This window comes from Aeromonas sp. 61P, assembly GCF_051919545.1.
In the GTDB taxonomy this organism is placed as follows: domain Bacteria; phylum Pseudomonadota; class Gammaproteobacteria; order Enterobacterales; family Aeromonadaceae; genus Aeromonas; species Aeromonas veronii.
In genome coordinates this window covers 2,397,169-2,418,537 of the sequence record NZ_JBQBEL010000001.1, presented here as the reverse complement: position 1 = coordinate 2,418,537, position 21,369 = coordinate 2,397,169, and the positions used below count along the sequence as shown (strand labels likewise).

The following is a 21,369-nucleotide window of genomic DNA, read 5'->3' as shown; positions in this document are numbered from 1 at the left end:
CGGTTTTCTATATCTGGCATCACGTCACTTCAGAGCGAGAAGTACGAGGGTTACTGCTCTGGCAGATTGAGATCCAGCTTGGCAGCAGGTTGTCCGGCTTGCTGATTCTCGGCCTGCGCAGCGGCCAGAGCACGCTTCAGGGCACGCCGTTTTTGTATCACCACAAACCCGACCCCACCCAATACCGCAAGCAGCACACCACCACCCGCCAATGCCCAGATCAGCCAGCCCATTTCCTCCTCTGCAGGAGCTTCATGGGTCGCCTCGGCACTGGAGGCCGGTGCGGCGGCCGACACCACCTCTACAGGAGGCGGCGGTGGTGGGAAGACATTGAAGGTTTTCACCGGCAACTCGATTTTCAGCTCACGGCCGAGGCGAGTGGTGCCATAGAGGGTTGCTTTCACCTCATGCTGACCGACCTCCTTGATGTTGGAGAGATCGATATCAAGCTTGGGATCGCTGGCGGTCTCGCTGAACTCGTAGAGGCCGCCCACATTGCTGGTCACACTCCCCTTGACAACCACGGAAGCGGGATCCAGCTCATCACGGTCGATTAGCAGTGAGAGCTTGGCACCCAGCTCATCCGAAGGCGGCGACAAGTTATAGCTGAACGGATAGGGGTAAAGCAGCACATCCTGATAACGGGCACGGACAAACACCTGATTGCCCGTGCTGAACATGGCGCGGTACTTGCCACCGGGAATATCCTGCAGCGTCACCTCCGCCGTCATAATGCCATCGCCCGGCACTTCGTCGAGCCCCTTGCCATCATCGCGATAGTGGCCAAGTACTTGATCCAGCACGACCTCTTTCTTATCGGCATCGCTGAACGATTGCAGCTTGACGGTCATGCCAAGGTCAGAGAGATAGTATTTATCTTTCGGCGGCTGACCATTGATCAGCAACCACGCCTTGAGCTTGACCACCTCCCCCTGATAGAGCTGCATCGGCAGGGCGGCGATATCGAGCCGGATATCGGAGAGAATGCGCACCCGGTTGTCGGGATCCACCTCGCCAATCGCCTGCCAGGGGCCCGGCATGGGATTGCGCAGGGTAATGAGATCATGCTCCGGCAACGCCAGCCAACCCACATCGGCAGGTTTGACCTTGCCCACGTAAAGCTTGCTGCCATCGGGGCGAACCAGGATCACGGACGGGGTGCCCGGCTTGCGCTTGATGATGAAGGTGATCTCCTTCACGCCGTAATCGATGCGAAAGCGGTTATCCAGCAGCGGAATATCGGAAGGGGCAAATACCTCGGTCGCCGTCGCCCCCAGCGAGAGCAATAGCAGCAGACCGGCACACCACTTGCTCATTGCCGCCACAGACAACTTCCTCCTTTCTTATTTACCAGATCCAGTCTCGCCTCGTGCAGGGCCTGAACCTCGACGCTGGCACGCACCACCTTGAGGGCTGGTCGGTTGCTCTCTAACCGGCGAATACTGGTGTCCTGATTGCTTTCGTTTTCGTTGCTTTCGGTGGCCAGATTGAGTTTGGTCTGGCCGCCGGTCATCAGCAGGTAGACGTCCGCCAGGATCTCCGCATCGAGCAGAGCCCCGTGCAGGGTACGGTGGGAGTTGTCGATACCGTAACGATCGCACAGCACATCCAGGTTGTTGCGCTTGCCGGGGAAGAGATCCCGCGCCATCGCCAGGGTATCTGTGATGGTGCAGATATCCGCCGTCTTGAAGTTGAGTCCGAGCTTGCTGAACTCGTAGTCCATGAAGCTCACGTCAAACGGTGCGTTGTGAGCGATCAATTCGGCGCCGCGGATGAACTCGAGGAATTCGTCGGCAATCTGGCTGAACGACGGTTTGTCACGCAGGAACTCGTCGGTAATACCATGCACCTGGATCGCTTCTGGGTCGACCAGACGATCAGGCTTGATATAGACGTGATAGTGGTTACCGGTCAGCTTGCGGTTGATCACCTCCACACAGCCGATTTCGATAATGCGGTGCCCCAGATAGACAGGGCCGCCCGCCGTATTCATACCTGTGGTTTCAGTATCCAGAATGATCTGGCGATTCAGTTGGGGTGTGTTCATGATCCAATCTATGTCAAACTTCGGCTTTACTTACTCGCTAGTTTACCCCAAGCCTCATGTTAAAACAGATTGATTGCTCATGTTAAAACAGATTGATGTCTATACCGACGGCTCCTGCCTCGGCAATCCGGGCCCGGGTGGTTACGGGGCCGTGATGGTCTACGGCAAGCACCGCAAAGAGATTTCCGCCGGATTCAAGTTGACCACCAATAACCGGATGGAGCTGATGGCCGCCATCATGGGGCTGCGTACCCTCAACGAACCGTGCAAGGTGCGCCTCACTACCGACAGCCAGTATGTCCGCCAGGGGATCACCCAGTGGATCATCGGCTGGAAGAAGAAAGGGTGGATGACCGCCAACCGGCAACCGGTCAAAAACGTCGATCTCTGGAAGGAGCTGGATGCGGAAGTGGGTCGCCACCAGATTGAGTGGCTCTGGGTGAAGGGTCACTCCGGCCACTCGGAGAACGAACGGTGCGACGAGCTGGCCAGAGAGGCCGCCTGCGGCAAGGATCTGGCCGAGGATACCGGCTACCAGCCCTGACGGGCCATTCCCGGTGTGGCGAGGGACTTTGGCAGTTGCCAGCGCCGCCGCACCGGGATCAGTGGAAAGCGCCGTTTACGGGCCGCAATCACGTATACCGATGCAAATGCCCTGCAATAATCCCGCCCGATACTCTCTCGCCACCAACTGTGCCAGCTCTGTTTTCCCATAAACGAATAACCAAAGCGCTCGTCGAACATCACCTCGCATCCCAGCAGATGCAGCCAGTCCGTCACCCGCCCCGGGGTGAACATTCGTGCCGACCAGGGCATTCTGCGCCGCAAGAACGGCACACAGTGACCGATCCCGACCAGACTCATGGGGTTATAGCCACTGATGATCAGCCAGCCATCGTCGGTCAACACTCTTTCGGCTTCGCGCAACACTTGGTGGGGATCGGCGGAGAAATCAAGGCAGTGAGCCAGCAGGCAGGCATCGACGCTGCCGGTCCGCACCGGCAGATCGAGGGGATCACCATACATGTCGAGCAGCCGCCCGCCGGGGGCGACCCCGATCTGGTGACGAATGGAGGAGCGTTTGCAGGAGAGTTCAGCGCTCAGAGCGCCAATTTTCAGCAGATGATACCCAAACAGATTGGGGCACCAGTTGTCGAGCCGATCCTGGATCTCGGCCGCCACCCAGTCACCCATAGGCAATGCAGACCAGCTGGTCGGGATCTCGATTTGTTGTTCGGTACGTGCCACCTGCATAATAGGGCTCAACTCGGGGTTTCGAACGCCATCCTGTTATATAAGATACCCTCCCTAAAGAGAAGCAGACTCATGTATCCAGTGATCACAGTTCCAGCCTTTAATGACAACTACATCTGGTTGATCCGCCACGAAAATCACTGCCTGGTGGTCGATCCGGGCGATGCCGCACCCGTGCTGGAGCGGCTCGAGGCATTGGGGCTGGTGCTCGATGCCATCCTGCTGACCCATCACCATCACGACCATGTCGGGGGTGTCACCGACCTGCTTGCCCACTTCCCCCACGCCCGGCTCTATGGCCCCAAACTTGACCCGATGCCGGATCACCACGGTCAGTGGCTGGAAGATGGCGATCAGATCAACTGGCACGGCCTCGCCCTCGAGGTGATCCATGTGCCCGGGCACACTCGCGGCCACATCGCCTACCACGGTAACGGCATGCTGTTTTGTGGCGATACCCTCTTCTCGGCCGGTTGTGGCCGCCTGTTTGAAGGGACGCCGGAGCAGATGTACCACTCGCTGCAACGACTCGCCGCCCTGCCCGATGAGACACTCATTTATTGTGCCCACGAGTACACCCTCTCCAACCTGCGTTTTGCCTATGCGGTCGAACCGGACAACCCGGCGATCCGCCGCCAGATCGGGCTGATCAGCAAACTGCGGCAACAAGGGCTGCCAAGCCTGCCAACCCGGCTGGGTGACGAACGCACTTTCAACATTTTTCTGCGCTGCGAACAGGATTCAGTGAAATTTTCTGCTGAAAAACATGGGCTAAAATGCGTGGAAAATCCGGTAGATACCTTCACCATCCTGCGTCAGTGGAAGGACGTTTTTTGAACAAACCTTGATCAGGGGGCCATTGCCCCTTATGATGCGAGCTGTTTTTCCTAAAAATGACCGGAACGAGATGAAGGTACGAACGGCCTTATTGGCAGCGCTGTTGCTCAGCGGCTGCCAAAACCTGAGCCATCAGGATGACCGGGCGCTAACGGCAATCGAGCCGATCAAGTCCCCCCAGGTCAAGAAAAAAGCGCATAAAAAACACTCTTCCCATTTCCTGTTTGGCGATGAACAGCTGGACGAAATGGAAGATACGGACAATCTGTGGGTGCGTATCAGCGATGATATGCAACTGGAAACTCCGGACAACCCGCGCATCCGCCAGCAACGTGAGTGGCTGTTGCGCAATGATAAGCATCTGGCGACCATTGCCAGCCGGGCTGAACCCTACCTCTATCTGATGGTAGAGGAGATTGAACGGCGTGAGCTGCCAATGGAGCTTATTACTGTCCCGATGATCGAGAGCATGTTTGATCCCCATGCCCGATCCCGCAGCAATGCCGTCGGACTCTGGCAGTTTGTGCCAGCGACAGGCAGAAACTTCGGTCTGCGCCACGACCACTGGTATGACGGACGGCGCGATGTGCTGGCCTCCACCAATGCGGCGCTCGACTATCTGGAGTACCTGAACCGCTTCTTTGACGGTGACTGGCTGCAAACGCTGGCCGCCTACAATGCCGGTGAAGGACGGGTGCGCAACGCCATCCAGCGTAACCAGCGCGCAGGCAAACCGACCGACTACTGGTCGCTCGATCTGCCCCGCGAAACCCGGATGTATGTGCCCAAGATCCTCGCCATGGCTGACATGATCAGCAATGCGGACAAGTACAATATCCAGTTGCCGGTGCTCGCCAACGAGCCGAAGCTGCGAGTGGTGGAGACCGGCAGCCAGATCGATCTGAATGTGGCCGCCCAACTGGCCGGTCTGCGCACGTCACAGCTCAAGGAGGTCAATCCGGCCCTGAGCCGTGGCGTGATCTCGCCCCGTGGCCCTTACCGCCTGCTGGTACCGGTAGAGTATGCCGATACCCTGGAGCTGGCACTGGCAGATCTACCCAAGAGCGAGCGTATTCGTACCCGCTCCTATCAGGTCACCAGTGGCGATACCCTGTCGCGCATCGCCCAGAATCATGGCGTCAGCGTGAACGAGCTGAAGCTGGCCAACAATCTGCGCAGCAACAACCTGCGTCGCGGTCAGCAACTGGTGATCCCGACCCACGGTCAGGTCAGCAGCAAGGCCAGCTCCGCCAGCAAACCGCAACAGCTGGCAAGCCGTGGCAGCAGCCAGAAGGCCAAAGTCAGTTACAAGGTGCGCTCGGGTGACAACCTGTGGAGCATCAGCCAGGCACACGGCGTCTCCCACGAAGAGCTCGCCAAGTGGAATGGTCTGAATGCCAAGTCGGCGCTCAAGCCAGGCATGAAGCTGGTGGTCTATCCCAAGCAAGGGAAGAAGAGCGACAAATCGATGGTGTATCAGGTTCGCCGTGGCGACTCCATCTCCTCCATCGCGGCTCGCTTCCAGGTGGCCATCAACGATGTGATGCGCTGGAACCAGCTGGATAAAGGGGATTACCTGAAGCCGGGCCAGGAGATCACCCTGTTTGTGAAGAACAACAGCTGATCCCCCACCAACGCCATTAAAAAACGGAGCCAGTCAGATGACTGGCTCCGTTTTTTTATTCCCTCTATTTCCCACCACAAAACTCATCCCCTTCACCCCTCGCAGCATTGGTCAACCGCAGCCACCACCGATCGGCCAACCCCTTGAGCGGCCTTGCGGGCACTCTCTGTTGCCATCCCGGAGAGCTTGCTGGTCACTATAAGCTGGATTTATGGCATTTCCCAAAATGCCCCAACTTTTACTTATACCGCACCTCTCATCCCATGGCATGACCAAATCGGCCGAAAGAGAGCGGAAAACCCCATTCGCCCGATTGTCTGCATACGATTCATACCCGCCCCCCAGGGGCTATTGCACGGCTTATTCCCAGAGCCGGGTTGGTACCACCAGCAACACGGTGCGCTGGCCAATCGCCACGTTGGCATTGGGGAAGACTACCGCCTCACGCGGCTTCTCGACGGTGTAACGCAGCTCACCATCCTCGGCCAGCACGAACCCTTGGGGGAATTCGGTGAAGTTGTCCACATCGCTGGCGAACAGGAAGCGAAAGTCCGCCGATTTTTTGGTGATCACCCGATCGATGGCAAACAGAGTGAAATCATCCGCCCGCCACGGCTCCAGTGCCACCTCATCCTGAGTGACCAGCTCCTGCAGCGCTTGGCGGGTTTCGATAAAGCGGGTCATGTCGTTCTCGCCAAACGGGCGCACCTTGCCCAGCTCCACCGTGAAGGCATGGGCCCCATGCTGGCGGGAGCTGTAGTAGCTGAAGGTGGTGGTCGGGCTGGCGGAGAGCAGAATAGTGCGCACCCCGCAGGCGCCGAGGAACTGCACCTGCTCGCGGCAGTGAGGCCGTTCGTGGGGGAAGGGGTAGACGGCAAACTTCTCGTGGCGCGAACCGCGAATGGCGGTGTGCAGGTCGTAGTGGTAACGGGGACGAGCCGGATCGGCAAAGAAGCGGCTCACATACTGCTCGAGGCGCATGGCGCGGATCCGCTCCCGATTGCAGAGCCCCTCTCTCTTGCTGTGTGCACCAGAGAAGAGCCGGTTCATGTTCTCCTCCACCTCTCGCAGCCCCAGATTCATCGCCGCCGGATTGCCAAACAGGAACAGCACCCGATGGCGGGCGCTCAGCTCGCCTGAGAGCAGACGGCTCAGCAGCTGGTTGCAAATCTCGATGGGGGCAGTCTCGTTGCCGTGGATACCGCAGGAGAGGACGATATCCTTGCGTCCTCCCGGCTGGTCGCCCGCGCCACTGGCAGGCTCCAGACAGAGCACGCCGGTATCCCAGACGCTGACCCGCGCACCATCGGGCAGGGCAAACTCAAAGGGCTCAAGCTGCCACTCATGGCTGCGGGTCAAGGCCAAAAAATCGTGCTGGGGAATCATCCGTCTCACCCTCTCGCGCTGGAATACTATGGCCGGATTATACGCAAGGCATCGCGGCTTAAAATCGTTTTTTAAACAAATTCAAACATTAACGATACAAGTGTGATAACAATCGAACGACGACAGCAATGGCAGTAGCAATGTGGAATAAAGAGTGTCCCGTCCTGAATATGGTTTACACCTTTCCCCCCAATAAATGGAGAGCCCGATGGGACAAGGTGTGAAACGGACACAGCGCGATTACTCGCTGACTTTTAAACTGGCGCTGGTCGAGCAGATTGAAAAAGGCGAGCTCACCTACAAACAGGCTCAGGTGCGTTATGGCATTCAGGGCCGCTCCACCGTTCTGGTATGGTTGCGTAAACATGGTCGGCAAGATTGGAGCCAGGGGGCTTCTGTGCGTGCCGGCAGGAGCATCACCATGCCTGACCACGACAATCAGACGCCCGAACAGCGCATCAAGGAACTTGAGCAACAGCTGGCGTTGATGAGTCAGAAGGCCCAGTTCTTTGAGGCCGTCGTCGATGTACTGAAGAATGACTACGGCGTCTCCATCGTAAAAAAGCGACCCGGCAAGTCCTCTCGCAGCGGCAAGTCGAGAGGCTGACCATTGTCAGGGCTTGCCTGTTTCTGGGGATAAGCCGGCAGGCTTACTACAAGCGCAATCGGGTCGCCGACGAGCGCCATGCACAGGGATTGCAAGTGGTGCGTTTTGTGCGTCAGGTTCGACTGCGACAACCGCGGGTGGGCACTCGCAAGCTGCATTATCTGCTGCAGGGTCAGGATGATGGCGGGCTCAAGGTCGGGCGGGACAGGCTGTTTCAGATATTGGCCGAGCACCGCCTGCTGGTGCAGCCCAGGCGGGCGTATCACAAGACCACCCACAGTTTTCACCGTTTCTACCGTCATCCCAACTTGCTCAAGGCGGGGCCAGAGCAGGTCACACCGGTGGCCCCGGAGCAGGTCTGGGTCGCTGATATCACCTATCTGCCAGCCAGAAGCGGGCCGCTGTACCTGAGCCTGGTGACGGATGCCTACTCACGCAAGATAGTGGGCCATCACGTGCACGAAGGGATGCACGCCGAATCGGTGGCGATGGCGTTCAAGAAAGCACTGAAGCAACGACGTGGCGGCGGTGAACTCATCCATCACTCTGACCGCGGCGTGCAGTATTGCTCTGGGCTGTATCAGTCATTACATGAACGGTACGGGGTGAAATGCTCGATGACGGATGGGTATGACTGCTACCAGAATGCGTTGGCGGAGCGGGTGAACGGGATTTTGAAAGGAGAGTTATTGTTGCAAAGCCCGCAGGATTTGACGCAAGCGCGGGAAATGGTGCGTGAAGCAGTGGATATTTACAACGCGGAGCGGCCGCATCATGCGTTGAAATACAGAACCCCCGATGCGGTACATAGGGGGTTCTGAGTGGAGCAAAGCTAGCCGAAAATGTGTAAACCTATTTCAGGACTAGACAGAGGAGAGGAAAAAGGACCAACAAATAACAGGGGGAAAACGGGGGATATAAAACAGACAATGACAGACTTGGCGGCCGGGCGCCACGGGGCAGAACAGCAAACGACTCATCAGAAAAACAAGGCATCCATGCCCGGCTGATCAACCACGCCAGAACGGCTTGGTGGTCTCTTGATAACGGTCAGCTTCGTTCAGGCCGATGTCTTTGAGCAGGTACTCGGGCAGCTCGGAGAGCTGGCGACGGCTGCGGCTGCGCTCCAGCCAGGTCAGAACGGTCATTTTAACGCGAGCAACCAGATTCAATTGGCTGGAATGCTGGTAACCGGTTTCGGTATAAGTCATGTTGGCCATGATGTGGCTCCTCTGAATATTTGTTTACGCACTGGGCTTTATTTGATGCGCAAAGCTTAGTCAGGGAGCAGGGCCGACTCAATTGACGAATTTTGATACGTTACATTAGGAAAACTAATAGTAAAAAACTGACTGATACAATTTTAATGCTTTGATTTATAAAGAATAATTAAGTCACTATTCGACCATCTACGGCCCGCAGCATATTGTGCTGCATGGCACCACCTTACATATGCAATTTACCGCATTGCCTATGCACTCGCCAATGGACGCGCCATGGCTGGCAACCCCGTCATTACATTCTATTGTTAATTCTTCGATCTCTTGGTGATCTTAAATTAACACAATGAAACATAAAACAAACTTACTTTTCCTCCCGCGCAGCTCCCTCGATGAAGACCCGAAAACGCCCCTCTTGGCGCGCAACCGGCATGCTGGTATGGTTATTTATACAGTAGTTTATTCCTCTGCCCTGACGCCATCGTTTATGCCGTCAGAGGCGGATGAAACCACAGGATCATCGATGGATACCTTTACCCCGACCGCCGCCCTGCGTCAACAGATGGCCGCCATTGAAGCCGCTCTCAACCAGCTGGCCGATCTGCTTGGCCAGCTCGAACTGCAGGAGGCCCATGTTTATCCCCTCCCCCCGGTGCCACAGGGGGAAGAGCACGACCCGATCGAGCAAATTGAGGTGGGCTATCTCAACGGTGAAGCCGCGCTGGCGGCCACCCTCGCCGCTTATCGGGACCACAGCGCCCGTCCCGGCTGCTCCACCAAGGCGACTCACCGGTTGCCCGGCTGGTTGCGCTTTCCTGCCGCCGCCGCTCCGCTGATCCAACCGCTGGTTGAGGAGATCAACCAGCACAAGCTCGATTTCAAGGCGTTGGTGCAGCAGGCGGGGGACGGGACGAGAAGTTCGAGCTGGTACATACCGCCCTGCCCGGAGTGATCACCTTGCAGGTCTACCGCAAACTGACCCTGTTGGCAGGGGAGCTGCAATCCCTCGGCTTTACCTGGGCTGACAAGCAGACCATCAATCGCCTAAGTCGCGAGCAGGTGCTTGAGATGCTGGAGCGCAGCCGCCGCTATATACCGGCCCTCTCCAACAACGAGGAGTGGAGCAAGATGGTGGATCAGGAGGTCTATGACATTCGCCGTCTGCCCGCCGATGCCGAGCTGCGGATCCGCCGCCCGGTCAAGACCCACCCGATGATCAACCTGCTCTGGCTGGAGCGCACCCCGCGCAAGCAGCAGATCAAGGCGAGCCTGCCTCTGCTGCTCTGCTCGGATACCCCGCCTGCAGTCACCCATCTGGGCAACTATCCCCCCAAGAGCCGGCAGGCGCGGCGAGATCGCAAGATTGGCGGCGAGCCCATCATCGAGCGGCTGCACCTCTATCTCTATCAGGGGTGACTGGATCAGGAATAGCTGGATCAGGGATAGCTGGGCCGCCTTGCCGCGATAAACGAAGTATCCCGCATCAGCACCCCAAATAAGAAAGGGGAGAACATCCTGGATGTTCTCCCCTTGTCTGTATCGATAGGTGGTGTGGAAGGCGGCGTCGCCAATCAGCCCATCAGCAGGGCCCGCAAGCTCTCCACATCCAGCCCGCGCACCTCGGACTGGCCGCTCAGCAGGCCATCGGCCAGCGCCCGCTTCTCGTCGTGCAGAGCGACGATCTTCTCCTCCACCGTCTGCTCGCACACCAGCCGGTACACGGTCACCGGCTGGGTCTGGCCCATCCGGTGCGCCCGATCGCTCGCCTGATCTTCCACCGCCGGGTTCCACCAGGGATCGAGGTGCAGCACGGTATCGGCCTGGGTGAGGTTGAGGCCGGTCCCCCCTGCCTTGAGGCTGATGAGGAACAGCGGCACCTCCTCGTGGCGAAAACGCAGGATGGAGTCCTGACGGGACTTGGCAGAGCAGCCCCCATCCAGATAGCAGTAATCCCAGGATTTCTGCTCGATGCGGGCCCGCAGCAGGCTCAGCAGATCGACGAACTGGCTGAACACCAGCACCCGATGACCGCCGTCGATCGCCTCTTCCAGCAGGGCCATCGCCTCGTTCAGCTTGCTGCTGGTCTGTGACCACTCGGGCATCACCAGCTCCGGTGAGCAGCAGAGACGGCGCAGCCGGGTCAGGCCACTCAGCACATGCATCAAGGCGCGGCCATCGGCGCTTTGCACCTGCTGCACCACTTCCCGCCGGGTCGCCTCGTAGAGCTGGCGCTCTTCGGGGGAGAGGCTGATGTGGTGGATGATCTCGGTCTTGTCCGGCAGCTCGGTCAGCACCTGCTGCTTGAGACGGCGCAGGATGAAGGGGCTGATCACCGCCCGCAGCAGCGCCATGTGCTGGGGATCCTTGACCGCCTTGCCAAAGCGGCGCTTGAACTCGCCAAGGCTGCCGAGCAGCCCCGGGTTGATAAAGGTGAAGAGGCTCCACAGCTCCCCCAGATGGTTCTCGATGGGGGTGCCGGAGAGGGCGAGGCGAAAATCGCCGTCGAGCTGGAACAACAGCTTGGCGCGCTGGGTGCCGGCGTTTTTGATCTGCTGCGCCTCATCAAGCACCATGGAGGACCAGCGGCGGGACTTGAGCGCCTCCGCCAGGCTGCCGAGCATGCCGTAGTTGATGAGGATCACCTGACCGGCCTTGGCCTCGCGAATAATCCCCTCCCGCTCGGCCGGATTCTCGAACACCACCACATCCAGCTCGGGGGCGAAACGGGCCACCTCCTCCTGCCAGTTGGTGACCACTGACTTGGGCACCACCACCAGCGCAGGGCCAAGGTGCTGGCGCATGCGCAACACAATCAGCGCCTGCAGCGTCTTGCCCAGACCCATGTCATCGGCCAGACAGGCACCAAAACCGTGATGGGCCAGGGTCGCCATCCAGCGCACCCCCTCTTTCTGATAGTCCCGCAGGGAGGTAAGCAGCTCGTCCGGGCAATCGACCTCCTGCTGCCACTCCTGCTGAAGGGATTGCCACGCTGCATCCCCTTCGGTGGTAATGACCGAGAGCAGGCGAGTGAGCGGATAGGCCAGCTTGTTGTTGATCCGCTGCTCTTCATCGAGCATGGCCCCCAGCATGGTGAGCCGCTCCACCAACTTGTCGCTCAGCATCAGGCTGGTCTTCTCGTCGAGCTGAACGGTGCGCTGCCCCGGGGTCATCTGACGCAGAATAAGGCGCAGGTCGAGGATCTGGTGCTCATCAAGCGCCAGCGCCCCTTCGACCTGGAACCAGTCCTGCCGCCGCTCGATGCGCAGGCTCAGAGCCGCTTCATCGAGGCTCTTGAGGCGAGCGCTGTCCTGATGCCAGTGAATGACCACGCCGGCATCCACCAGCTCGGGCAGGGCATTAACCAGCGCCAGCGCCTGTTCCCCCTGCAGCAGCCACTCGCTGCCGGGCAGGCCGATGGGCAGTTGATTGCGCAGTAGCTGGGCCTGCCCCTTCTCGGCCCCGAGATCCCGCTGCCAGTAGTGGTACGCCTTGATCCCCTGCCGCACGATCGCCTCCCCCTTGCCAAGGGGCTGGGGCGGCAGATCCTCAAAGCGGGTCACCAGCTTGACCGACAGCTGACCATCCTGCCAATCCAGTTGCACCGAAGGAATGCCCGGCCAGGGAGCCAGTTCGGCGTTGCCGCTAAGCCCCGCAACCTGACTGTGCCAGGGCAGCTCGGGAATGGCGTCCAGGGTGCGTTGCAACTCGGCCAGCCCCTCGGCGGGCAGCAGCGGGATGGATTCGAGCGCTGGCAAGCGGTCGAGCAGCGGCTGCGGAGTGAGGATCAGCTGCCACAGATCCTGCGCCAGCGGCATGATATGGGCCCCGCGGGCGGCCGCATCGGGGCAGAGCTGCGCGCTCATCCCCTGTTCGGTGGCCACCACCTGCAGCAGGGGGGCGCTGATGGCCAGTTGCAGCTTTTGCCCCTTGGCGTTGAACAAACGGGGGTGATCGGCCAGCGGCGCCCAGACATCCCGCGGCAGTCGTCCCATCACCCGTGGCAGGGTGCGAACCAGTGCCCAGTCGTGCTCATCGAGCATGGCTGCATACTGGGTAGAGAGCAGGGCCGGATCGACCCGGCGACCGGCGGTCCACTCCCCCTTGGTGCTCAGCTTCTGGATCTTGCACTCCAGCTCGGGGCCGTCGGCATGGAGCAGCCACACCAGCCGCTCCTGCGGCTTGCGTACGCCACTGGAACGTCCCAGCCCCTGCAACCAGTTGAGCCAGCTGGCAGAGGCCGCGGTTTTATCCTCGTCCCCGTCATCATCCTGCTCGTCACTGCCCTCTTGCGTACTCTCCTCACTGCCGCGCAGTTGGCACAAGGGCGCCCCTTTGGCCGCCTCGCCCAACAAGATGCGCAGCAGATCCTGACAAAAGGCCATCAGGCGATGATGGGGCTCGGCATCGAGCAGATGGGAGAGATCCCACTTGTGCAACATGGCCACCTGCGGGCTCTGGGCACCGTGACGGGCCAGCGCACAGAGATCGAGCCAGAGATAGCCCCAGTGGAGCTCCTCCACCGGCAGCTGCAGGGTATCGAACAGGCCGACCGCCTGACCGTGGCGATCGCCCGCCCACTGGCTGAGCAAGTCGGCAAGCAGGGGGAACTGGCCAGTCAGACTGCGCTGCCACTTCTTGCGCTGTTCGCTGGCGATGACGGGATCGGCCTGTTGCAACCAGCCAAGCCAGAGCAGGGCGCTGAATGAACGGGGCCACTGGCCCGCTTCACCCTCATCGGTTGCCTGCCACTGGCCCAGCGCGGTGAGCAGTCGCTCGCCAAGCGGGCCGCTCTGGCTCTGCTGGGCCAGCGCCTGCAGGGCTGGCCAGCCGGGGGCGGCATCCTTGTCCTCGCCGGTTGGCGAGGTGCACTCGCCATCCCCGCAGAGCCAGCGCCACTCCGCCTCGAACGCTTTGGCCCGGGCCTGCACCTCGGGGGCGCAGCGCACCAGCGCATTGGCCAGCGGCCAGCGCTCTTCATAGGGGGCATCGAGCAAGAGTTGCAGCGAGAAGTGCTCCAGCAACATTTGCTGCCAGGCGGGGCTGGAGCCAGCCAGCAACTGGTGAGCGTCCGGGGTATCAAGCAGGGTCAGCAGATCGCTGGCCGAGAAATAGGTGGGGATCTCCCCCGCTTTGCCGCGGCAGAGCTCGCGCACCACCGCATGGGTGAGATCCTGCCCGGTCAATGAGGGCACCCGGCTCCAGTCCGGCGCCGGGCAGAGACCGGCACGCACCCCCAGGATCAGCGCCAGCGTCCCCTCGGCGGTCAGGCTCCACTGCTGCTCCCCGCGCAATCTGACCAGCCCCGCATCCTGCAATCGGGTCAGTTTATCGATCAGGGCATGGCCTATCGCCAGTTGTTCTTGCAGCAAACGGGTACTGGCAACGCGCTGCAATTGCAGGGTTGCGAGCAGGGCATAACTATCCGAAGAGAGGGTGGACGCAGACATCAAGACTCACGGGCAAGTGCAAAAGCGGAATTTTAACGGTAAAGCGCCAGCGGCTCGACCCTTTACCGTGAAATAACTCAAAAAAAAAACGGCCATCCATGATGACCGTCGAAAGTAACGAAGGAAATAGCCGGATCATCCGGTTACCTCCCACAGCGGGAAAATCGGGAGCGCTAGCCCCTAATTCGTGGAGCCAATGCTAGAGGTTGGCGCCCGAAAAAGCTTTGAAGCGGATCACAGTTGAAAAGGATTTCTGAAAACGGTTTCAATTTTTGGCGGCTAAAAACCATGGTTTCGCGCCAAATGAGCCATGTCCCAGCCCCTCCTGCTCACCCGGCAAAGCGGTGAAAACCCTTATGGCAGTCGCTTGTCGAACGCCCCTGTGCGGGCAGCTGTCAGCTGTATTAGCTTCATCAGAACCTGTCGCCCCTAGGCTAGATTTCAGGACCACCGGACATGGCCGAGATGGGCCAGGAGAGCACGAATCGGCTCCCTCCCCGTCCGGTAGCTTGGCAAACCGCGCTGCCACCGTGCGCCTCGGCAATCGCCTTGACCACGGCGAGTCCGAGTCCGCTGCCGCCGCTCTTGCGCGAGCGTGACGGATCTCCCCGACGAAACGCATCGAAGATACAGGCGGCGATCTCCTCGCTGATGCCTGGCCCCTCATCTTCCACACTCAGGACACACACTCTCTCCGAGCGATGCAGCCGCACGGTCAGCAGGCCAGGCAGCGCGTGCTTCTGGGCATTTTCCAACAGCGCCATCAGAGCCTGACGGATACGAAACAGATCGCAGCAGACATGAAGTTCGCTATCGAGCTCCCGCTGCAACACAAATCCACTCGCCGCCAGAGGGCTGGCAAACGCCTCAAGCACCACGGCAAGCTCGTCGGCCAGCCTGACCTCGGTCCGCTGCAACTCCAGATGGCCGCTGTCGTTGAGGCTCAATACCCGCAAATCCTCGATCAGGTGATTGAGCCCCTCGACCTGGCGCAGCAACCCCTCGAAGAGTTCGCTGCTGGGAGGAAATACCCCTTCGGCCAGCCCCTGCAAGCGGCCGCGCAAAATGGTCACCGGAGTGCGCAACTCGTGGGCGATGGCAGCATTCCAGAACTCCCGCTCGCGGGTCATGCTCTGCAACCGCTCGGCCATGGCGTTGAAGTCGCGCACCAGTTGCGCCGTCTCCCCGATCGCCTGCTCATCCTCCGGCACGCGGGCATCGAGTTTACCCTCGGCCACCTCGCGCAGGCTGGTTGCCACCGAGTTGAGGGGAGTCAGGATGCGGCGAGAGAGGCGAACCGCCACGTACAGCGCCATACCCAATGCAATGAGAATGGTGGAGCCGATCCAGATCATCTCGACTCTGGAGGGCACCCAGGTCTCGGAGATGCTGCCCGGCACAAACGCCACGGCGATGCCATAAAACACATAGGTGCCGATCACCGCGAGGGAGATGATACCAAGCGTCATCAAGCCCAGAGAGCGGATGATCTGCCTGCGAAGGCTGGGCGCCGATTTCATGCATCGCCCCCGAAGCGATAGCCAACGCCCCAGACACTGGCGGGGACCCCCTGAATGCCGTGTGTCTCCAGTTTTTTGCGCAACTTGCTGATGTGGCTATCCACTGTACGCTCCTGAGTATCCCCCTCCGGCAAGCAGTGAGTCAGCAGTTCGGCGCGGCTGAACACCCGTTTCGGCGCCCGCATCAAAGAGGCGAGCAACTTGAACTCGGTCAGGGTCAGCACCAGCACCTGCTGCTGGTGATCGCGGAAAATGCTGGCCTCGTGGCTCTCCAGATCGATCTGAAACTGGCCGACCCGCAACACGTTCGCCGTGGCAGGCTTTACGGCCCGGGTGCGCCTGAGCACGGCCTGCACTCGCGCCACCACTTCGGCCGGATTGAAGGGTTTGACCACATAGTCATCCGCCCCCATGCGCAGCCCCATCAGCTTGTCGAGATCCTGATCGAGGGCGGTCAACATGATCACCGGCGTATCGCCGCGCGCCCGGATCTCGCTGAGCACCTGCCAGCCATCCAGTTGCGGCATCTGCACATCCAGCAGCAGGAGATCGGGTTTGAATGCCTGATGCATGGCCAGCGCTTCACGGCCATCGGCGGCGTGCAGGGAGCGCAAGCCATGACGTTGCAGGTAAGCGGCGAGGATGTCGGCGATCTCGGCTTCATCCTCTGCAATCAGTACCAGTGACTGGCCCACCGGGCTGGCGGAAGCATTGAGATGGGACATAGTCGGACTCGAAAAAAAGGTGGCGTTGAACTTTATCATCGCCTCCATGGATTCTCCACAAAGCCTCGAATCATTCGCAATAGCCCCTCGCCATAATGGCCGCTCGATGCACTCTCCGGTCACATCACACCGGAGAGACGGTTTAACGAGGTGAGTGGATGATGTTTGTAAAACAGCGGTATGCGGGCGCCCTGCTCGCCGTCATTGCCGCATTCGGGTTGGCGGGTTGCGATGTCGCGCCGCAAGAGCAGGAGGCACCCGCCCTTCCTCAGGTATCGGTGCTGACTCTGACTGGTCGGGAGCTGGTCATCAGCGAGGATCTGCCCGCCCGGGTGGCGGCACTGCGCAGCGCCGACATTCGCGCCCAGATCAGCGGCATCGTGCAGCGCCGCCTGTTCGAGCAGGGCGCCGAGATCAACGCAGGCACAGTGCTGTTCCAGATAAACCCGGCCCCCTTCAAGGCCGATGTCGACAGCGCCGCCGCCGCATTGCAACGGGCCGAGGCCGTGCTGGCCCGCGCCCGCATCCAGATTGACCGCCTGAAGCCGCTGCTGCGCACCGACGCCATCAGCCGCCAGACCTATGACGATGCGATCTCCCAGCGGGATCAGGCGGCCGCCGATGTAGCCCAGGCCAGGGCGACTCTGGCCCGGCACCAGCTGAACCTGCAATTTGCCAGCGTGGAGGCCCCCATCGCCGGGCGCATCGATCAGGCGCTGGTGAGTGAAGGGGCCCTGGTGTCGCCCACCGATGCCACCCCCATGGCCCGGATCCAGCAGATTGATCAGGTCTACGTCGATGTGCGCAAACCGGCCTCGGTGCTGGAATCCCTGCGCCAGCAGGCTGGCTCAACGGCACCGGAACTGGCGGTGGAGATCCTCGGCAGCAATGGCACACCGCTGGGCATGCAGGGGCGCATCCTCTTCTCCGGTATCGAGGTCGATGCCGGAACCGGCGACGTACTGCTGCGGGTGCTGGTGGATAACCCTGAGCGGCGCCTGTTGCCCGGCCTCTATGTGCAGGCGCACATTCCCCGTGCCCGCTATGCCAACGCCCTGACCGTGCCCCAGCAGGCGGTAGTTCGCACCTCGGGTCAGACCAGCGTGTGGGTGGTGGATGGCCAGGGGCAGGCACAGCTGGTTCCGGTCAACACCGCTGAACTGGTGAATAGCCAGTACCGCATCGCGTCCGGGCTCAGTGCCGGGCAACAGGTGGTAATCGAAGGGATCGACCGTCTGACCCCGGGGGGTCAGGTCATTGCCTCCCCCTGGCAACTACCCGCCGTCAGCCAACCGGCTGACAGAGGCATTCGCTGAATCGGAGAGTTATCCATGCCGCAGTTTTTTATCCATCGCCCGGTGTTTGCCTGGGTGATCGCCCTGTTCATCGTGCTGGCAGGGGTCATCGCCATCCCCAAGCTCCCCATCTCCCGCTACCCCTCGGTGGCGCCGGTATCGGTGACCCTCTATGCCGCCTATCCGGGCGCCACACCGCAGACCCTGAACGATGCGGTGGTGAGCCTGATCGAGCGCGAGCTGTCGGGAGTGAAGAACCTGCTCTACTTCGAGTCGTCGGTGGACGCCTCGGGCAGCGCGCAGATCACTGCCACTTTCAAGCCGAGCACCGATCCGGAGCTTGCGCAGATGGATGTGCAAAACCGCATCAAGGCAGTCGAACCTCGCTTGCCACAAGCGGTGCGGCAAACCGGCTTGCAGGTGGAGTCCGCCTCCTCCGGCTTTCTGATGATGGTCGGCATGACCTCACCGGATGGCCGCTTCGATGAGGTTGCCCTCAACGACTACATGGCACGCAATATTGTGCAGGAGCTGCGCCGCATCGACGGGGTAGGACGAGTGCAACTGTTCGGCGCCGAGCAGGCCATGCGCATCTGGGTAGATCCGGCCAAACTCGCCGCCTACGGACTGACTATCAGCGAGGTGGCACAGGCCATCGAGCAGCAGAATATCCAGATTGCCCCGGGGCGCCTGGGTGACGAACCCGCCCTGCCGGGGCAGCGCCTGACGGTTCCCCTCACGGTTCAAGGGCAGCTGACGACCCCCGAGGCATTCGCCGCCATCGTGCTGCGAGCCGGTGGCGATGGCGCCAAGCTGGTGCTGGGTGATGTCGCCCGGGTCGAGCTGGGGGCGCAATCCTACGCCTTTTCCAACCGCGAGAACGGCGTGGCCGCCACCAGCGCCGCCATCCAGCTCTCCCCCGGTGCCAACGCCGTGCGTACCGCAGATGCGGTGCGCACCCGTCTCGCCCAGCTCGCTCCCACCCTGCCAGCGGGCATGGCCTATTCGATCCCGTTTGACTCGGCCCCCTTCGTCAAGGTCTCCATCGAAAAGGTGATCCACACCCTGCTGGAAGCCATGGTGCTGGTGTTTCTGGTGATGTTTCTCTTCCTGCAGAACCTGCGCTGCACCCTGATCCCGGCCATCGTCGCCCCCATCGCTCTGCTTGGCACCTTCGCGGTGATGCTGCTGGCCGGTTTTTCGATCAACTCCCTCACCATGTTCGGCATGGTGCTGGCCATCGGCATCATAGTCGACGACGCCATCGTGGTAGTGGAGAATGTCGAGCGCCTGATGGCTACCCGGGGGCTGTCGCCCCGTGAGGCGACCTCGCAAGCCATGAAGGAGATCACCGGGGCGGTGATCGGCATCACCCTGGTGCTCACGGCGGTGTTCCTCCCCATGGCGTTTGGCAGCGGCTCGGTGGGGGCCATCTACCAGCAGTTCACACTGTCGATGGCGGTGTCGATCCTCATTTCGGCCTTCCTCGCCCTGACCCTGACGCCTGCGCTCTGCGCCACCCTGCTGCGTCCGGTCAGTCCGGATCATCATGAGAAGCCCGGCTTCTTCGGTGCCTTCAACCGGGGTTTCGAGCGGTTCACGGCAGGCTACGGTGCGCGGGTAACCCGGCTGGTCGGGCGCAGCGGACGGATGATGGCAACCTTTGCCGCCCTCTGCGCCGCGCTGGCCATCGGCGCCGCCCAGCTGCCCTCCTCTTTCCTGCCGGACGAGGATCAGGGCTACTTCATGACCTCCATCCAGCTGCCGACCGGCGCCACCAGCGAGCGTACTCTTGAGGTGGTCAAGGCCTTCGAGGCTCACATCGCCTCTCGCGAGGCGCTGGACACCAACCTGGTGGTGCAGGGCTTCAGCTTCTCCGGCGCAGGCCCCAATGCCGCCATGGCCTTCACCATGCTCAAAGATTGGGATCAGCGTCATGGCGCCACGGCAGCCGAAGAGGCAGATCTGGCACAAGCGGCTATGGCAAATATTCCTGAAGGCACGGTAATGAGCCTGCTGCCGCCCGCCATCGATGAGCTGGGCACCGCCTCCGGCTTCACCCTGTTCCTGCAAGACAGGGCCAATCGGGGGGAAGCCGCGCTGCTGGCCGCTCAGGCCCAACTGCTGGAACTGGCCGCCAAAAGCCAGGTAGTCAGTGATGTGTATCCCGACAATCTGCCTCCCGGCGAGAGCATTCACCTAGAGATCAACCGACAGAAGGCCGAAGCCATGGGACTCTCGTTCGCCAGCGTGAGCAGTACCCTGTCGGCCGCAATGGGGTCGCTCTACGTCAACGACTTCCCCAACGGCGGACACATGCAGCAGGTCATTCTGCAGGCCGACGCGTCGGCGCGCATGCAGCTCGATGATGTGCTCGGCCTGCGGGTGCGCAATGCCAGCGGCGGCATGGTCCCCTTGCGGGAGGTGGTGACACCGGAATGGCGCGAATCGCCGCAACAGATGATGCGCTTCGATGGCTTCCCCGCCGTGCGTATTGCCGGGGGGGCAGCGCCCGGCATCTCTAGCGGAGCGGCGATGGCGGAGATGGAGCGTCTGGTGGCGCAATTGCCGCCAGGCTTCGCATTGGCCTGGACGGGACAGTCGTTGCAAGAGCGCCAGTCGGCCGAGCAGGCCCCCCTGCTGATGCTATTGTCGGCGCTGGTGGTCTTCCTGGTGCTAGCGGCACTCTATGAAAGCTGGTCGATCCCGCTCTCGGTGATGATGGTGGTGCCGCTGGGCCTGCTCGGTGCCGTCGCGGCCGTGATGCTGCGCGGCATGCCCAACGACGTCTTCTTCAAGGTGGGCATGATCACCATCATCGGTCTGTCGGCCAAGAACGCCATCCTCATCGTGGAGTTTGCGCGCCAGTTGCACAGCGAAGGGCGCTCACTGCTTGATGCGGCTGTCACTGCTGCCCGCCTGCGCCTGCGCCCCATTCTGATGACGTCGCTGGCCTTTACTCTCGGGGTGGTGCCCTTGATGCTCGCCAGTGGTGCCAGCGCGGAGACCCAGCACGCCATCGGCACCGGCGTGTTTGGCGGCATGATCAGCGGCACCCTGCTGGCCATCTTCTTCGTGCCGGTCTTTTTTGTCTTCATCATCGGGGCGCAGCAGCGCCTGCACTCCTGGCAGGCACAGCGAGCATCCAACAGCATTAATCCGGCTCGATGACCACAGATACACAGGCGGCCGGATAGTCCCTCAGCACATCACCAAAAGAAAAAGCCCAACCTGCGAAACAGGTTGGGCTTGGTATGGACAGAAAGACAACTCGCCACTGTATCAAATTCGAGGACAAGGAATTCATCGGTGAAGCTAATAGCTTGGCCAGCCATGGTTATATTTTTATAGTTATCAACCGTAAATTAATTACCAGAACCTTTGAAGGTTATTCTTTATAAATGACC

The 21,369-nt window shown here is 60.6% G+C and carries 14 protein-coding genes and 1 pseudogene; 7 read left to right on the top strand and 8 right to left on the bottom strand.

From position 1 onward, the window contains the following. Positions 1 to 50: 50 nt before the first annotated feature. Both ACTG2O_RS11610 and dnaQ read right to left on the bottom strand, forming a co-directional pair. Positions 51 to 1,316: a TIGR03503 family protein gene (locus ACTG2O_RS11610; RefSeq protein WP_031227836.1), complete on the bottom strand. Its 1,266-nt coding sequence runs from the start codon at positions 1,314 to 1,316 to the stop codon at positions 51 to 53. Next, complete coding sequence (dnaQ, locus tag ACTG2O_RS11605) at positions 1,313 to 2,047, bottom strand: DNA polymerase III subunit epsilon (protein WP_236285391.1); 735 nt, start codon at positions 2,045 to 2,047, stop codon at positions 1,313 to 1,315. Before dnaQ ends, ACTG2O_RS11610 begins: the two co-directional genes overlap by 4 nt. Before the next feature lie 79 nt (positions 2,048 to 2,126). On the opposite strand from dnaQ, the gene rnhA reads away from it, so the two are divergent. Next, the gene (rnhA, locus tag ACTG2O_RS11600) at positions 2,127 to 2,591 is read left to right on the top strand and encodes a ribonuclease HI (RefSeq protein ID WP_439975797.1); all 465 of its coding nucleotides are present in this window, start codon (positions 2,127 to 2,129) and stop codon (positions 2,589 to 2,591) included. Here the strand turns inward: rnhA and ACTG2O_RS11595 are convergent. Continuing rightward, the gene (locus tag ACTG2O_RS11595; RefSeq protein ID WP_005361718.1) at positions 2,579 to 3,301 is read right to left on the bottom strand and encodes a methyltransferase domain-containing protein; all 723 of its coding nucleotides are present in this window, start codon (positions 3,299 to 3,301) and stop codon (positions 2,579 to 2,581) included. The two genes, rnhA and ACTG2O_RS11595, sit on opposite strands and share 13 nt — an antisense overlap. Before the next feature lie 72 nt (positions 3,302 to 3,373). On the opposite strand from ACTG2O_RS11595, the gene gloB reads away from it, so the two are divergent. Both gloB and ACTG2O_RS11585 read left to right on the top strand, forming a co-directional pair. Further along, complete coding sequence (gene gloB / locus ACTG2O_RS11590; RefSeq protein ID WP_005337817.1) at positions 3,374 to 4,138, top strand: hydroxyacylglutathione hydrolase; 765 nt, start codon at positions 3,374 to 3,376, stop codon at positions 4,136 to 4,138. Positions 4,139 to 4,208: 70 nt separating this feature from the next. After that, positions 4,209 to 5,762 (top strand): LysM peptidoglycan-binding domain-containing protein, encoded by a 1,554-nt coding sequence (locus tag ACTG2O_RS11585; protein WP_439975795.1) that lies wholly within the window; start codon positions 4,209 to 4,211, stop codon positions 5,760 to 5,762. Positions 5,763 to 6,122: 360 nt separating this feature from the next. On the opposite strand, the gene astE is transcribed toward ACTG2O_RS11585, so the two are convergent. Then, positions 6,123 to 7,148 (bottom strand): succinylglutamate desuccinylase, encoded by a 1,026-nt coding sequence (gene astE / locus ACTG2O_RS11580; protein WP_439975794.1) that lies wholly within the window; start codon positions 7,146 to 7,148, stop codon positions 6,123 to 6,125. 208 nt (positions 7,149 to 7,356) lie between these two features. On the opposite strand from astE, the gene ACTG2O_RS11575 reads away from it, so the two are divergent. Continuing rightward, positions 7,357 to 8,576, top strand: a protein-coding gene (locus tag ACTG2O_RS11575; RefSeq protein ID WP_439975195.1) for an IS3 family transposase whose coding sequence is annotated in 2 segments (ribosomal slippage) — positions 7,357 to 7,705 and positions 7,705 to 8,576 — 1,221 coding nt in all. Because the reading frame shifts where the segments join, the coding sequence is not laid out codon by codon here. Between the two features lie 189 nt (positions 8,577 to 8,765). Here the strand turns inward: ACTG2O_RS11575 and ACTG2O_RS11570 are convergent. After that, positions 8,766 to 8,975 carry a DUF1127 domain-containing protein gene (locus tag ACTG2O_RS11570; protein ID WP_005337823.1) on the bottom strand — a complete coding sequence of 70 codons (210 nt, stop codon included), beginning with the start codon at positions 8,973 to 8,975 and terminating at the stop codon, positions 8,766 to 8,768. Positions 8,976 to 9,498: 523 nt separating this feature from the next. Here ACTG2O_RS11570 and ACTG2O_RS11565 point away from each other — a divergent pair. Continuing rightward, a pseudogene (locus tag ACTG2O_RS11565) lies at positions 9,499 to 10,391 on the top strand (DNA replication terminus site-binding protein). Positions 10,392 to 10,546: 155 nt separating this feature from the next. Here ACTG2O_RS11565 and ACTG2O_RS11560 read toward each other — a convergent pair. The 3 genes from ACTG2O_RS11560 to ACTG2O_RS11550 all read right to left on the bottom strand — a co-directional run bounded on the left by ACTG2O_RS11560 (position 10,547) and on the right by ACTG2O_RS11550 (position 16,667). After that, positions 10,547 to 14,422, bottom strand: coding sequence for an SNF2-related protein (locus tag ACTG2O_RS11560; RefSeq protein ID WP_439975792.1), 3,876 nt, complete (start codon positions 14,420 to 14,422; stop codon positions 10,547 to 10,549). A 434-nt stretch (positions 14,423 to 14,856) separates the two neighbouring features. Next, entirely contained in the window at positions 14,857 to 15,942 is a 1,086-nt protein-coding gene (locus ACTG2O_RS11555; RefSeq protein WP_439975790.1) for an ATP-binding protein, read from the bottom strand. Then, positions 15,939 to 16,667 (bottom strand): response regulator, encoded by a 729-nt coding sequence (locus ACTG2O_RS11550; RefSeq protein WP_439976660.1) that lies wholly within the window; start codon positions 16,665 to 16,667, stop codon positions 15,939 to 15,941. Before ACTG2O_RS11550 ends, ACTG2O_RS11555 begins: the two co-directional genes overlap by 4 nt. Before the next feature lie 158 nt (positions 16,668 to 16,825). Here ACTG2O_RS11550 and ACTG2O_RS11545 point away from each other — a divergent pair, with 158 nt between their 5' ends. Together ACTG2O_RS11545 and ACTG2O_RS11540 are read left to right on the top strand one after the other, a co-directional pair. Then, entirely contained in the window at positions 16,826 to 17,983 is a 1,158-nt protein-coding gene (locus tag ACTG2O_RS11545; RefSeq protein WP_439975788.1) for an efflux RND transporter periplasmic adaptor subunit, read from the top strand. 15 nt (positions 17,984 to 17,998) lie between these two features. Continuing rightward, positions 17,999 to 21,133: a multidrug efflux RND transporter permease subunit gene (locus ACTG2O_RS11540; protein WP_439975787.1), complete on the top strand. Its 3,135-nt coding sequence runs from the start codon at positions 17,999 to 18,001 to the stop codon at positions 21,131 to 21,133. Positions 21,134 to 21,369: the final 236 nt, after the last annotated feature.

What these genes read in the sequence shown, in the direction of transcription:
- ACTG2O_RS11550 (WP_439976660.1), bottom strand. Translation starts at nt 16,667, where the DNA reads ATGTCCCATCTCAATGCTTCCGCCAGCCCGGTGGGCCAGTCACTGGTA.
- ACTG2O_RS11545 (WP_439975788.1), top strand. Translation starts at nt 16,826, where the DNA reads ATGATGTTTGTAAAACAGCGGTATGCGGGCGCCCTGCTCGCCGTCATT.
- ACTG2O_RS11595 (WP_005361718.1), bottom strand. Translation starts at nt 3,301, where the DNA reads ATGCAGGTGGCACGTACCGAACAACAAATCGAGATCCCGACCAGCTGG.
- ACTG2O_RS11555 (WP_439975790.1), bottom strand. Translation starts at nt 15,942, where the DNA reads ATGAAATCGGCGCCCAGCCTTCGCAGGCAGATCATCCGCTCTCTGGGC.
- rnhA (WP_439975797.1), top strand. Translation starts at nt 2,127, where the DNA reads ATGTTAAAACAGATTGATGTCTATACCGACGGCTCCTGCCTCGGCAAT.
- gloB (WP_005337817.1), top strand. Translation starts at nt 3,374, where the DNA reads ATGTATCCAGTGATCACAGTTCCAGCCTTTAATGACAACTACATCTGG.
- astE (WP_439975794.1), bottom strand. Translation starts at nt 7,148, where the DNA reads ATGATTCCCCAGCACGATTTTTTGGCCTTGACCCGCAGCCATGAGTGG.
- ACTG2O_RS11540 (WP_439975787.1), top strand. Translation starts at nt 17,999, where the DNA reads ATGCCGCAGTTTTTTATCCATCGCCCGGTGTTTGCCTGGGTGATCGCC.
- ACTG2O_RS11610 (WP_031227836.1), bottom strand. Translation starts at nt 1,316, where the DNA reads ATGAGCAAGTGGTGTGCCGGTCTGCTGCTATTGCTCTCGCTGGGGGCG.
- dnaQ (WP_236285391.1), bottom strand. Translation starts at nt 2,047, where the DNA reads ATGAACACACCCCAACTGAATCGCCAGATCATTCTGGATACTGAAACC.
- ACTG2O_RS11560 (WP_439975792.1), bottom strand. Translation starts at nt 14,422, where the DNA reads ATGTCTGCGTCCACCCTCTCTTCGGATAGTTATGCCCTGCTCGCAACC.
- ACTG2O_RS11585 (WP_439975795.1), top strand. Translation starts at nt 4,209, where the DNA reads ATGAAGGTACGAACGGCCTTATTGGCAGCGCTGTTGCTCAGCGGCTGC.
- ACTG2O_RS11570 (WP_005337823.1), bottom strand. Translation starts at nt 8,975, where the DNA reads ATGGCCAACATGACTTATACCGAAACCGGTTACCAGCATTCCAGCCAA.